This is a genomic window from Micromonospora sp. WMMD961 (assembly GCF_029626145.1).
Taxonomy (GTDB): Bacteria; Actinomycetota; Actinomycetes; order Mycobacteriales; family Micromonosporaceae; genus Micromonospora.
In genome coordinates this window covers 695,787-708,585 of sequence record NZ_JARUBJ010000002.1, presented here as the reverse complement: position 1 = coordinate 708,585, position 12,799 = coordinate 695,787, and the positions used below count along the sequence as shown (strand labels likewise).

The 12,799-nt window shown below is 66.7% G+C and carries 13 protein-coding genes; 7 read left to right on the top strand and 6 right to left on the bottom strand.

Annotation, left to right across the window (positions count from 1 at the left end; genetic code table 11):
- Positions 1-90: 90 nt before the first annotated feature.
- The 4 genes from O7614_RS03430 to O7614_RS03415 form a co-directional block, all read right to left on the bottom strand.
- Positions 91-1,089: a CU044_5270 family protein gene (locus tag O7614_RS03430; protein WP_278137039.1), complete on the bottom strand. Its 999-nt coding sequence runs from the start codon at positions 1,087-1,089 to the stop codon at positions 91-93.
- Positions 1,089-1,643, bottom strand: a complete 555-nt coding sequence (locus O7614_RS03425; protein WP_278137037.1) for a sigma-70 family RNA polymerase sigma factor — start codon at positions 1,641-1,643, stop codon at positions 1,089-1,091. Before O7614_RS03425 ends, O7614_RS03430 begins: the two co-directional genes overlap by 1 nt.
- Positions 1,644-1,831: 188 nt before the next feature.
- Positions 1,832-2,368 (bottom strand): NUDIX domain-containing protein, encoded by a 537-nt coding sequence (locus O7614_RS03420; protein ID WP_278137036.1) that lies wholly within the window; start codon positions 2,366-2,368, stop codon positions 1,832-1,834.
- Between the two features lie 470 nt (positions 2,369-2,838).
- The gene (locus tag O7614_RS03415) at positions 2,839-3,012 is read right to left on the bottom strand and encodes a hypothetical protein (protein ID WP_278137035.1); all 174 of its coding nucleotides are present in this window, start codon (positions 3,010-3,012) and stop codon (positions 2,839-2,841) included.
- A 119-nt stretch (positions 3,013-3,131) separates the two neighbouring features.
- Here O7614_RS03415 and O7614_RS03410 point away from each other — a divergent pair, with 119 nt between their 5' ends.
- Together O7614_RS03410 and O7614_RS03405 are read left to right on the top strand one after the other, a co-directional pair.
- On the top strand, positions 3,132-3,881 hold the full coding sequence (locus O7614_RS03410) for a helix-turn-helix transcriptional regulator (RefSeq protein ID WP_278137034.1): 750 nt from the start codon (positions 3,132-3,134) through the stop codon (positions 3,879-3,881).
- Between the two features lie 771 nt (positions 3,882-4,652).
- Entirely contained in the window at positions 4,653-5,558 is a 906-nt protein-coding gene (locus O7614_RS03405) for a hypothetical protein (RefSeq protein WP_278137033.1), read from the top strand.
- 201 nt (positions 5,559-5,759) lie between these two features.
- On the opposite strand, the gene O7614_RS03400 is transcribed toward O7614_RS03405, so the two are convergent.
- Positions 5,760-6,311 (bottom strand): hypothetical protein, encoded by a 552-nt coding sequence (locus O7614_RS03400; protein ID WP_278137032.1) that lies wholly within the window; start codon positions 6,309-6,311, stop codon positions 5,760-5,762.
- Positions 6,312-6,992: 681 nt separating this feature from the next.
- A complete protein-coding gene (locus tag O7614_RS03395) occupies positions 6,993-7,769 on the bottom strand; it encodes a hypothetical protein (RefSeq protein WP_278137031.1) in 777 nt (258 codons plus the stop codon).
- A 186-nt stretch (positions 7,770-7,955) separates the two neighbouring features.
- Here O7614_RS03395 and O7614_RS03390 point away from each other — a divergent pair, with 186 nt between their 5' ends.
- The 5 genes from O7614_RS03390 to O7614_RS03370 all read left to right on the top strand — a co-directional run bounded on the left by O7614_RS03390 (position 7,956) and on the right by O7614_RS03370 (position 12,792).
- On the top strand, positions 7,956-8,369 hold the full coding sequence (locus O7614_RS03390; protein WP_278137030.1) for an HD domain-containing protein: 414 nt from the start codon (positions 7,956-7,958) through the stop codon (positions 8,367-8,369).
- Positions 8,370-8,973: 604 nt separating this feature from the next.
- Positions 8,974-9,780, top strand: a complete 807-nt coding sequence (locus O7614_RS03385; protein WP_278137029.1) for an HAD-IB family hydrolase — start codon at positions 8,974-8,976, stop codon at positions 9,778-9,780.
- Positions 9,781-10,007: 227 nt separating this feature from the next.
- On the top strand, positions 10,008-10,904 hold the full coding sequence (locus O7614_RS03380) for a hypothetical protein (protein ID WP_278137028.1): 897 nt from the start codon (positions 10,008-10,010) through the stop codon (positions 10,902-10,904).
- The gene (locus O7614_RS03375; RefSeq protein WP_278137027.1) at positions 10,901-12,265 is read left to right on the top strand and encodes a methyltransferase; all 1,365 of its coding nucleotides are present in this window, start codon (positions 10,901-10,903) and stop codon (positions 12,263-12,265) included. Before O7614_RS03380 ends, O7614_RS03375 begins: the two co-directional genes overlap by 4 nt.
- Positions 12,160-12,792, top strand: a complete 633-nt coding sequence (locus tag O7614_RS03370) for a TetR/AcrR family transcriptional regulator (protein ID WP_278137026.1) — start codon at positions 12,160-12,162, stop codon at positions 12,790-12,792. The genes O7614_RS03375 and O7614_RS03370 overlap by 106 nt, the downstream gene beginning before the upstream one ends.
- Positions 12,793-12,799: the final 7 nt, after the last annotated feature.

Here is a 12,799-nt window from a genome sequence, read left to right as displayed (position 1 = left end):
TGCTACGGGTGCGGGCAACTCCGCAGCTCCTGCTGCTGCGGGAAAGACAGCGGGGCCGCTCCAGGAAGGAGCGGCCCCATACGTCGGCGGTCAGCCGACCCGGTCGGTCCAGGCGACATCGAGGATCACCTTGTACGAGCTGATCCGCGCGGGCGACAGCGTCAACCGCTCGTGGGCGAGCAGGTCGCCCGTGTTCGGATCGAAGATCAGAAGAGATTGCGCGTCGTGCTCGCGGTCGTCGAAGGTGACGGCGACACCGTTCCGGCCGGCGCGGTCCGTGACCTGCCCCCGCCAGCGGAAGCCGTGCACGTCGGCGAGGACCCGTAGGACCGCCGCTCGGGTCGCACGCGGTACGACGTACCGCCCGTAGAGCGTACTGACCTCCTTGCTCGCCGCCCCCGCGCCGTGCTCGACCTTCAGTAGCTCCGGCAGCTCGGACGGGTCGGCCGACAGCGGCCGGATCTCCATGGGCGGCAGCGGAATGACACTCGGGGCGGGGGTGCCGGTGACTGCTGGTCGCCCAGCGCTTTCGCGCTGCCAGTAGTCCCGAGACTCCTGGTCGGGGTACTCCGGTTCCAGTTGAACGGTGGCCTGGTTACCGGTCCCGTCGGCGGCCTGCCAGATCTTCGTCTCGTGGGGAAAGGCCACCTGGTGGCGGCCGTCGGCGGCCGTCATCACCGGATCGCCCCACACCTTCGTGTGGTGATACATGTATCGCCCGATCTGGTGGTCGTACGCCGCGTCTTCGATCTTGTCGGCCAGCATGCGCAGCTGCGGGCCGGCCGCCGGCGGGTCCGCGTCGAACTGGTACGCGACCGGCACGAGCACCGATCCCGGCCCACGTGGCGTGTCCGGGGTGGCCCCGCCGAATGGCTGGAGCACCGTCACGGCACCGGCCGCGACCGCCAACGTCCCGGCCGCCAGGACCAGCCGGCGGGTCGGGCGTACGCGCCGACGCCCGGCGACCGTCTCGGTAGCGCCGGCGCGGTCAATCAGCTCGCGGGCCGAGACGGGTGGCGGCCCGACGGCGGCATTCCGCGCCGGGTCGGCCGGGCCGAGAAGAGTACGGGTTCGCTCTGCTCCGAACATCACAGATCCTCTCGAGTGGTCACCAACACCGGACGACGCCGGGACTGTGCGGGCCGGTCCGACATCGCCTCGGCAAGACGGCGGCGGGCGCGGTGCAGGCGAACCGCGGCAGTTGTCCGGGTGCAGCCCAGAACCTTGGCCGCCTCGGACACCGTCAACTCCTCCCAGCCGACCAGCCGGAGGATTTCCTGATCGAGGTCGTTGAGGGTGGCCAGAGCGGCCCGGATGTCGGCAACCCCGACGGTGGCGTCCGCACCCGACGAGCCGGCCAGCCGAGCCAACTCGACGTCGCTGATCGGCAGGAGGTCTGGGGCTCCACGCCGGGACCGCCACTGGTTCGCCAGAAGGCGTCGGGCCACCCCGTACAGCCAGGGCAGACTGCGCTCCGGCACCTCGACGCGACGACGCCAGGCGACGACGAAGACATCCTGGGCAAGCTCCGCCGAGGCATCCCTGTCAGCGAGCCGGCGCAGGCCGTATCGGACTATGTGCGCGTACTCGGCGGCGTAGAGACTGGTGAACCAGCCCTCGTCCCGCTCCTGCGGTGGACCCACCCGAACCCCCATTGCCTCGGCGACTCTCACCCTGGCTTGTGTCGCCGAAGGGCCGAGGGTTACCGCCGGGCACCGTAGGGCCGGACACCGTCACGCCGGGCAAGCAGCGCGGCGACCCGGTCCAGGACATTGAGCAGTACGGCACGGTCGGCCTGCGGATGCTCGGCGACGAAGCGCAGCAGGAGGTTTCACCTGGCTTGGAACCGGCCGGTCAGGCGATAAGCGGCGTGCATTTCCAGGACAACCCGGGTCTGTGCTTGCAGCGGTCCGGGTGGCGTTGCGGGGTCAGCGAAAGCCACTTCGAGCACCTCCGTGCTCTCCGGCTCGATCACGCCTGACCATCGTCGCGCTTCGAAGCACATGGCAAAGCAGTGCATCCGGTCACCGTTGGGATAGGTGATGACGTGCGCATCCGGCTCAGACAGGCAACCGAAGGCAGCGAGGTCGGAGCTGTCGACTATGAGTCCGGTCTCCTCTCGGACCTCATCGATCGCGGTGCCGACGAAGCTTCCTCCTGGCTCGGCGGCCCCGGCCGGTATCTCCCACAAGCCAGAATCACGACGTCGCTGGAACAGGACGTGCTCAGCCTCGTCGAGAAGAACGACCTGCGCTCCGGGCATGAGCAGCAGGCGAGACCCGACCAACTGTCGGAGTTGCCAGGTGTAGGAGCCGACATAACCCATCGAGTGATCAAACCAGAAGCGTGATGTTGCCGCGCTGGCCACGGAGCGGCGGATCTCTGCGGAGATCGGGGTCCGGCTGACCTCCGCCGACTTTCGCCCGCCGTCCCGACCGGCCGAGAACAGACCTTCAGCTGGCCGGAAGCGCTCCCGGGAAAGGGACGACCCCCGTCGGGGGGATGCGGACACAAGCTGTCGGCCGCTGTCAGATGATGGCGGCCCGCATCCAGCAGCAGGTGTCGGGCGTCATCAATTCACGTTCCGGGTCGGCCCGCGTCGAGGCTTGCGCTGCCTTCTTGCTGCCTCCCCGCCTGACGCCTCGCTTACAAGTGCTGGGCGACTCGTCTGGCGCCGTCCGCACGTGGTCGTGACCTCGGAGCGCTGTCCATCGGTGGCTCGCATCGGCCGAGATCATCCAGGCCGGTTGCTGTCAGCGTTGCTGTAACCAGCTTGCGGCGCTCAGATGGTAGGAACCGCCAGCCAGCTAGACAGCCACACCGATGGCACCGCGCGGGCTACCGTCCGAACACCACGACCGGCACGGGGATGAAGAAGAGCAGCGTAGCGAGCAATGTGCAGATGACAACAGCCGTTACAAGCGGCTCAGACAGGTCCTTCCTGCGACGAGCCATCAGGAAGACTAGGGCGAAGATCAGGGCCAGCGCAGCCCAGCGTGCGTCGACGAACATGAGAGCTCCCGGCTCGTGTAAGTTGAAGGTGTCCGGGGCCCGTACGGTCTGTACGGCGTGTCCGGCGAACGCACCGTACAACGCCGGACGCGAAGATCACAAGTGCGTGGAGTCATGTAGTGGTTTATGACGATTCGACCGAAATGGTCAGGCACCCCAGTGCCCTCGACGTGGCTCGACAAGCATGGGCATCCCGGCTGTCTGAACTTCGCGAGCGCGGTCGCCTCTCCTATCGGGAACTGAGCAAGAGGACCGAGGTTCCGGTATCCACAGTTGCTGATGTTTTAAGTGCGAAATCTTTACCTCGATGGGAAACGGCCAGCGCAATCATTGCCGCGCTTGGCGGCGATCCGGTCGAATATCGCGATACGTTCAATACTTTCAAAGAAGCAAGAAGCCTCGCACAAAATGTCTCCGCATCCAGTGGTGGAGTAGTATTCGGCACCATATCTGGGAATATAGTTCATCACTACACCGAAAGAACTGCTTCCAGATACATGACACCGGCAGGAGATTCACTGTCGTGGCTATTCGAAAAGGTTCCGGAAAGCATCGGCTCAGGCTATAGAGACGCCTGGCAATCCTACATTACCGGGGCGCTTCTCCCGAGTTTCGCGGCAGTTAGATGGGTCTTGGAAGCCACTTGCGTAGATCAAGGTGCAGGTGGCGACTGGACGCTGTTGGAGAAACTTCAAGTACTCTGTGATCGAGGCATCATAACTGATGAACTACTGGAGCGAGCGGAACGAACTGTTTCGGCGGCGAATGCGGCCGTGCATTCTCCGGGGGAACAGTTGCGACAGGTGGAAGTAGAGGAAGGAGTCAGGCTACTGGGCGCCATAATTGCTCACATATATGTTGTGATTTAGTCACCCAGCCATGCATATACCGCCCTGATGCGAACTCTCAGTGGGCCAGTCGGGTCCGGCTTAATGCGAGGTCAAACGGCCTGCTGAGGCGCTTCTCGGCTTGGTTCGGCTGGCACGGTCGCTGTACTTCGCTGCTCGACCGTTGAGAGCGCCCACGTCGGCCGAGCGGTGCAAGCTGCCTAACCTGCGATGCTCGCTCAATGGTTGTCGTTGTTTGTGGGCGGTGGTGGGTATCAGTTGTGCCAGTGTTGTGCCCGCGATCTTGCGCAACATGGACGGAAGGCCGGCCTGGTCATCGGGCCGACCAAGCCCTGTCACCTGGGCAGGCGGGATCCCCGTGGTCGTCAATGGTCAGGCACGATCGACCTCCTACGGCCTAGGCCTGGTCCTCGTCGACCCCTTGACCCCCAGGCAACCAACACGATCTCGTGAGCTGGCATAGGACGAGCGCCGAGCCATGAACTCCGTCGGACATCATCCCCGCACGTCCGTGTATGTCCGTCGCGGTCGTCACTCAGTTAGTCACTCAGCTCGCGCTGGCTCCAAGCCGCTGGAAGCCGGCTACACAGTTGCGCGATCTGTTGTTGCCCGTTGTTGCCGCCGTTGGGGGGCTCGGCAGGGATGGCCAGCGTGACGTGGCGCTGGCATGATCGACGCGTGGGGCCCCTGTGGACACTTCCTGGCCGACGCTTGTGGTGGCCGCACGTCGTCTCGCTATCCATCTCGACCGACAATGCTCTCAGCTAGATTCACGACGGCCTGGAGGAACGGTTGATCGACGTAACGTTTGGCGATGACATTCCTCTCCCTACCGTAAATGTCGAAGCATATCGTGCCATCTACAGAATTGAGAACTGGCTAAGGCGAATAACCCTCGCCGCATATATGAACAAGTACGGCACAGCCTGGCCATCGCACATTGATCCTCAACTCCGGGGTGCGCTGCGAGGTCGCGTGGAGGCTAACGGTGGTCGCATCTATCTGAATGCCGAGTCGGACGACAACCTGATTTGGCTGACAATGCATAAAGAGTTGCGCCGCCTGCTGCTGGACGAGGAAATTTGGCCCTTTGTGCAGCGAATTCTAAGCCTGCCCAAGGATGCCCTTAGTTCCAAACTGCTAGAGCTGAACGAAATTCGTAACATGCTTGCCCACAACCGCGCCTTGACCCCTACTACAAGTGTCATTCTTGCAGGGCTGTGCGCTTCGTTTGAGGCCGGTATACACCGCTTCAAGATGGAGACGCTGTACGGCTATGGTGAGATCTTGGACGAGAGTGAAGGACACCCGCTGATCGAGGAGTTGCGCGACAAAGTAGGCGTTTCGTTGATGACAGCGTCCGACTATCAAGCCTTTGTCTCGATGAATCAGAACGTGTACGAACTCGTTTGTCTGCCTGTTGAGCGACATGACCGAGACTGGGTGAACGTAGCTGCGCTGCTGAACACCTACAAAAGTAGCCTGCCCTCGATTCTTTCTTTCTGTCTCAATGCTCAAGGCTCCGAATACAGGATACTTCTTCCGAGGTCTCTCACTGTTGGAGAAATTGTCCCAACGTACGCAAAGTTCGCCAACGATCCTCCGATCTGGACCGAAAAACCATACTCGAATCAGAGCGACAAATATCTACACAATCCGAAAGTATGGTTTTATCAGAATCAGACGCCTGAAGACTAGGCGTGCGTCATGATGTTGCAATCGTGGTACGCGCGCAACTGACAGTTGTCTCACTATCAGGAGTTGACTTCTTCCTCCCGAAGGATTGATCGACCGGTGATAAGCTGCGCGATTTGTAGGATTGACCTGCCCGCCCGGTGCGCCAGTGTCCATGCACGTCCGATCTTATCCGCGCCGGTCGTCACCCGGTTAGTCACTCAGCTACGCGAGTCCCTCCACTGCACCTTCGGTGTCGCCAGGAATCCCCAGATCCTCACGGATCATTAGGAGCAGTTTAAACTCAGCTTCGTCGTATCGTTCCTGACCGTCGTGAAACATCGGATCGTCAAGGTCGTCGTGCTTGCAGTACTGACCCCACCTCCAAGCCGCGTTGTACGCTGTAGCTGCTGCCATGGCCACGGCCGGCCTTCCATAGATCCTTAGACGGTTCAGGTGCGCGAAGGTCTGCCTGTTCCAGTCGCGAGGCAGTTCAGGTTCGGCGTGGAATCCGTAGCCCTTCTCGTAGGCCATCAGCGCCATGACCTTGAGGGACTCGTAGAAGCTGACATATGACTCCCGTCGGTGCTCGAATGTTCGATCTTCGTCCTCGCGAGCCCAGCGTTCCCGCTCTCGCTGACGATCACGTTGCCAAGTCTTGTCGTCTCGCCGATCTGACCGGCGTTGTGTGATGAGCACACCCGCCACACCCGCAGCTACAGTTCCTAGTACGCCGATCACCGCCACGACCAGTGGAACCCAGAGTGGAGTCTGCACGGTTCGATGGTGCTGGTCCGGTCAAGTGGAGCGCTACACCGGAGCACAACCAGGTATGCCATCCCGTCTGCCGTCGACCCGCCCTCCTGGGGAGCGGGCCGCCGCCCGGTCCGCCACGTCAAGCGGACCTTGACACAGGTTCGGACGCTGGCGGGCCGGGCGGCGGTCTGCTCGGCTCGCCCGGGTCGGCGGCTGGCGGGATGGCCCGCGCAACCACCCACGGACCGCGACCCGCCGACGGAGCCCCGACCATCCTGGAGCCGGAGCGCCCCCGCCGGAGGCGCAGTAACCGCGACCGGTTCGCCACCCGCGACCCCGCCGCGCGGACCCGGCGTGCGCTTCCCTGCGCCGCGTCGCTCGGGCGCGGCGCGGCCGGCTGCCGGCGGCGAACCTTCACCACTCTCACACCCGCCCCGTCTGCGGCGGCCCTGGGCTTCCCGCTCTCCGCGCCAGCCGCCGGGCGTTCTGCGTGGCCGGAGTCGGAGCGCCAGCGGAGCGACGGACGCGCGCCCAGGCGGCGGCGCGTGCGGCCCGTTGCGGGCCGCCTTGAAGACGTACAGAAACTTTGAACGGGGCCGGCAGCCGGCCGGCTGTCCCGTCACGGGACATGCTTGACACTCGCGTCCCACCAGATGCTTGACAAGATCGCGCCGGGCACCGGTTGTCGGGTTGCCGTGGGCGTCAGACGCAATCCCAGAAGAAGCGGCCTTCGCGGAGGTCGGGAGAGAGGAAGCCGTATCCGGTTCCTCCGCCGAAGTTGAGGGCGTAGGGGTCATCGGGTCCTTGACCTTCTCCGCCGTCGAGCTGGAAGTGGAACCGCCAGTCGGCCGGTACTCCCTGAAGGTCGCCCTGCCATAGGTGGGCCTTGCCGCCGACGTAGCTGTAGGACGGGAGCGCGCTGGCATCTGCATCGACAGTGTCGGGGAGGTCCAGCAGTACGCCTGCCCGTTCGGCCTCTTGGCGTTCGATATCCGCATCCAGAGCTGCCTCGGCTGCCGGAGCCGGCGGGACCAGGTCCACCGCGAGTTCGACGCCTACGTGCTCGTCCCATGTCATGCCCCGTCGCCACAGGGACGGACCGGTGGCCGTGTCGGTCGCGACGATGAAGGGTGGGATACGCCCGCCGGGTTGAACCAGGAGCGCGTTCTCGCCGGCCTCAGCGTCGAAAGTCTCGGCGGCGCCCTGAGGATCGTCGGTGACGAACAGGTAGGCGAGACTCGTTGGTTCACCGGGGATGGGGATCTGGCCGACGAACATCATGGGCGTTCCCAGGCTGCGAGACAGCGGCCAGGTGGGTGGCTCGAGCCATACGGGTTGGCCACCCAGCTTCGCTTGCGGGGTGTGGATGGGCGCATCGACCGGTCGCAGCCGCATCTGCAATCGGGGAAGTAGCCAGGCATCGGCAGGGCCGTTGCAGTCCTGCTGCATGGTTACGGGGACTGGCGGCACTCCACTCATCAGGCGATGCTAGGCGGGGTTGAGCTTCATCGGCAGCCGCGGGAGGTTTCTAGGCCGTCAAGCATGTGCTGGGACGGATCCGTCAAGCATGTGGTGGGACTAGACACGGCAGCCGGCCGTCCTCCTCTCGTCGGTCTGCTGGTCACGGGATGGCGAGCCAAGGTGGTCGCTCCGTACCCTGGCGTCATGGCCGCCCTCATCGACACCGCCCAGGAAGTTGCGCGACACCTGCTGGAGACGCAGCTACCCCGTCGGTGGAGTCACGTCCAGGCAGTCGCCGCCAAGGCGGACCGGCTCAGCGGGGCAGTCCCGAGCGAGGATCGCGAGGTACTCGTAGCGGCGGCCTGGCTACACGACGTGGGTTACAGCCCAGACCTGGTCGACACCGGCTTCCACTCGCTCGATGGTGGCCGCTGGCTCCGTCGTGAACGCTTCAACGAGCGCATCGCTGCCCTGGTCGCTCATCACTCCTGCGCCTGGTTGGAAGCCGACGAACGTGGGCTCGGTGAGGACCTGGCCGCCGAGTTCGTTCGGGAAGAAACGGCAGTGACCGATGCTCTCTGCTGTGCCGACATGACGACCGGACCAGATGGTCACTGAGCCGCATTTTCGCCCGGTCGGCCCGCCCGTAGTAGATGTTGTCCACCATGTGAGGTGCCTGACCGCTCGGCGGAACTTCAACGAGTAGTACACCGCGACCGGGCTGGTTCGGGTCCTCGATCTCCGGACGAGCCCGGACGACTACGCCGCCCGCGTCCTGGAGGCATTCGACGGCTCTGCTGCCTCTCTGCTGCCTCTGGCCGCAGAAACACCGTCCCTAGACGGTCTAGACGAGCCGGAGGATGACCTGTGAGCTGCGGCGGCGTAGCGCTCCCAGAAAGGGACGACCCCCGTCGGGGGGAGACGGGGGTCGTCGAAGGTTCGGCTCCGGGGGGGTCGAGCCGAACCACTCAGCGGTCACGGGGGGTGCAACCGCCGAGCGTCTGCCTGTTTTCGGCTATGTGAAAGCTCGTCGTAGGGACAAGTTTGCCTGAGCGCGCCCGTCACGTCGAGTGGTGCCTGCTCCACTCACCGCGAAAATCTCCTCGCAGAGTGTGAGCGCGATCACGCGGAGCGGAGATGGTGCTGCTTGCCCGCAGGTGTGAGGGGTGGCCTGACCCCGGGCACCCGCCGACGATAGACCATCCGGCTAGACTTTCGCGCCGTGGGCCGAAGTGCCGCTTTCTTCGATCTGGACAAGACCGTCATCGCCAAGTCGAGCGCCCTGGCGTTTGGTCGGCCGTTCTACCGGGACGGGCTGATCACCCGGCGTGACGTGGTCAAGTCGGCGTACGCGCAGCTGATGTTCCGGCTGGGCGGCACCGACGAGCAGACCATGGCCCGAACACGGGACTACCTGGCCGCGCTCTGCAAGGGCTGGCAGGTGGAGCAGGTCCGCCAGATCGTCGCGGAGACACTGCACGAGCTGATCAACCCTTACGTGTACGCCGAGGCCGCCGCCCTGATCGAGGAGCACCAAGCGGCGGGGCGGGACGTGGTGCTGGTGTCGGCGTCGGGCGAGGAGATGGTCCGGCCGATCGGCGAGTTGCTCGGGGTCACCGACGTGATCGCCACCCGGATGACGGTTCGCGATGGCCGGTACAGCGGTGAGGTCGAGTTCTACGCGGCCGGCCCGAGCAAGGTCGAGGCCGTCAGCGAGTTGGCGGCAGCCCGGGACTACGACCTGGCCGACTCGTACGCCTACTCCGACTCGTACAGCGATCGTCCTTTGCTGGAGTGTGTCGGCCACCCGAGCGTGGTCAACCCGGATCGGCAGCTGCGCAAGCTGGCTTCGGAGAACGCGTGGCCGGTGCTGGAGTTCCGGCACCCGATCCCGCTGGGCCGCCGCCTGCGGGAGCGACCCGCGGTACCGGTGGCTGCGGCAGCGCTCGGCGTCGGTGTGGGCGTGGCCATCGGCATCGCCTGGTACGGCCGGCACCGTCGGACCCGCACGGCCACGACCACCGCCTGACCAGGCCAGTCCAGCGGCCCACGCTCGACCATCACCTGACCAGGCCCGTTCGGCGGCGCGTGCGGCTACCGCCCCGGCCTGATTCAGCCCGTCGACCCCACTCCGCCCGACGTCGAGTGTCATCTATCCGATTCAGGATGCCTCCCCTGCCCGACCACGGGGTTGAGCGTTCGCTCAAATAGCCGTACGCTCCGTTTGAGCGACCGCTCAAGACGGGGGAGATTCGCATGGTGGACGACGACGGACCGGCACCGCGCCGGACGAGTGCGCACTGGACGCTGGCCGGCCTGATCACGCTCTTCGGGGTGGTCCTCTTCGTCGGGGTGGTCAACCAGGGCCGCGCGGACAGCGCGGTGCTCTTCGTGGCGCTCCCGGTGCTGCTGGCCGCCGCCCTCGCGCTGGCACCCCGCCAGACGGCCCACGGCAAGGTCTTCGCGGCCACCACGGTGGCCCTGCTGATGGCGTCGGTGGCGCTGCACGAGGGTGCGATCTGCGTTCTGCTGGCCGCCCCGCTGGTCTACGCGGTGGCGCACGGCACCACCGCGCTGATCCGCGCCCTGCGGGACGCCAACCGCCCGTACGCGCTGGTGGCCGTACCCCTGCTGCTCCTGCCCGGCCTGGAGGGCAGTGGCATCGCTCCCCGGGTCGACCCGGAGCAGAGGGTCGAGGTGACCCGGGTCGTCGGGCTCCCGGTGGACCAGGTGGCCGAGCGTCTCGCCACCGGCCCCCGCCCGGCCGACGTCCGGTCGGTGCCGCTGCGGCTCCTGGGCGTGCCCACTCCCGGGCAGGTCAGCGGCGACGGGCTCGACGTCGGCGACCGGTGGATGTTCGGCTACCACGGCAGCGCGCACGGGCCGGGTGGCCACCTCCTCGCCGAGGTGGAGAGCGTCGCACCGGGAAGGGTGGGTTTCCGCTTCGTCGAGGACAGCTCCATCACCGCGCGCTGGTTCACCTGGCAGCACGCGGAGCTGAGCTGGCGGGCCGTCGACGCCGGGCACACCGAGGTCAGGGTCCGGGTCGACTACACGCGGGGCCTGGACCCGTCCTGGTACTTCGGCCCGGTGCAGCAGGTGCTGCTCGGCGCCGGCGTCGGGCACCTTCTCGACATGCTGGCGTTCGAGTGACGGTCGCCCGCTGGCTGAGCCTGGCACTGCCGCTGGCCGCGGTGCTGGCCGTCGGCGCCCGGGAGCGGAACCGGTCCGTGCGGGCCGCGGGGCTGCTGGCATTCCTGACCGCCGGGATCGGCATCGCCGCACTGCACGAGGTCGCCCGCGTGGCCGGCTGGTACGCCTTCGCTCCGGTCGACGGCGCGTACCGGGGGATGCCGGTGGACCTGTGGATCGGTTGGGCGGCCCTCTGGGGTCCGCTGCCGGTGCTGCTGCGCCGGGTGCTGCCGCTGCCGATCGCGCTGGGTCTGCTGCTCTGGGTCGACGCGGTGGCGATGCCGGCGCTGCACCCGCTGGTCGACCTCGGGCCGCACTGGCTCGTCGGGGAGGTGGTCGGGCTGATCGTGGTGGCGTTGCCCGCCCAACTGCTCGGTCGGTTCTGCGCCGACCGCCGGCACCTGGGCGCGCGGGCGTCACTCCAGGTGGGAGTCTTCGCCGCCATGCTGCTCTGGTTCCTCCCCACGCTGGCCTTCGAGCTGGGCGACGGGTCGTGGGCCGGGCTGATCGAGCTGAACCGCACCGGGATGCTGGTCGTCGCGCAGCTGACCCTGCTGATGGCCGCTCCGGCGGTGGCCGCCGTCGTGGAGTTCGTCGCCCGGGGCAGTGGCACGCCGTACCCGTGGGATCCGCCGCGTCGTCTGGTCACCACCGGGCCGTACGCGTACCTGGCCAACCCGATGCAGCTCACCGCCGTGGTGTTGCTGCTGTTCACGGCAGCGGTCACCCGGAGCGTCAGCCTGGTCCTCGCGGCGGTGTCGGCGGCAGCGTTCGGCGCGGCGGTGGCCGGGCCGCACGAGCAACACGACCTGCGGGCGCGGTACGGCGACTCCTGGCGGTCCTACCGGAGGCAGGTACGCGACTGGTGGCCTCGCTGGCGGCCGTACCCCTCCGAGCCGCCGGCGGTGCTCTGGCTGGACCACGACTGCGGGCCCTGCGCGGCCACCTGGCGCATGCTGGCCCGGCGGCATCCGGTCGGGTTGCGGATCCGGGCGGCCCGGGAGCACGAGCACGTGCTGTGGCGGGCGGAGTACGTGGGCGGCGACGGCCACACGGAACGGGGGGTGGCCGCAGTCGCCCGCGGACTCGAACACCTTCACCTCGGCTGGGCGTTCGTCGGCTGGACACTACGACTGCCCGGAGCCACCTGGCTGGCCCAACTGGTGAGCGATGCGATGATCGCACCGCCGCATCCGGCCCGTTCGAGAGGAGAGCAATGGCCGACACCAAGCAGCGTCTCCTCGACGGTGCCATCGCCGCCATCCGCGAGCACGGCATCGCCGGCGTCTCCGCCCGTACCATCGGCGCCGCCGCCGGGGTGAACCAGGCGCTCGTCTTCTACCACTTCGGCACGGTGGACGACCTGCTCGCGGCGGCCTGCCGGGCCAGCACTGCCGCGCGGGTCGAGCACTGGTCGGCACGGCTGGCCTCGGCCGGGTCGCTGCGCGAACTGCTCGCGGTCGGGCGGGCGCTGCACGAGGAGGAACGACAACTCGGCAACGTCACCTTCCTGGCCCAGATGTTGGCGGGGGCACAGGCGGACCAACGCATGGCCGCTCCCACCGCCGGAGCGCTCCAGCTGTGGGTGGACGAGATCGAGGCCGTCCTGCGCAGGCTCCTCGCCGGCTCTCCGTTCGCCGAGGTCGCCGACGTGCCCGGCCTGGCCCGCGCGGTCTCGGCCGCGTTCATCGGGCTGGAACTCTACGACGGGGTGGACCCGGCGGGCGCCGACCAGGCGATGGCCGCGCTCGACCAGCTCGCACTCCTCATGGAGATCGTCGACGATCTCGGGCCGATCGCCCGCCGGGCCCTGCAGGCCAAGGTCAACCGGGCGACGCGGCGGGACTGATCGCCGC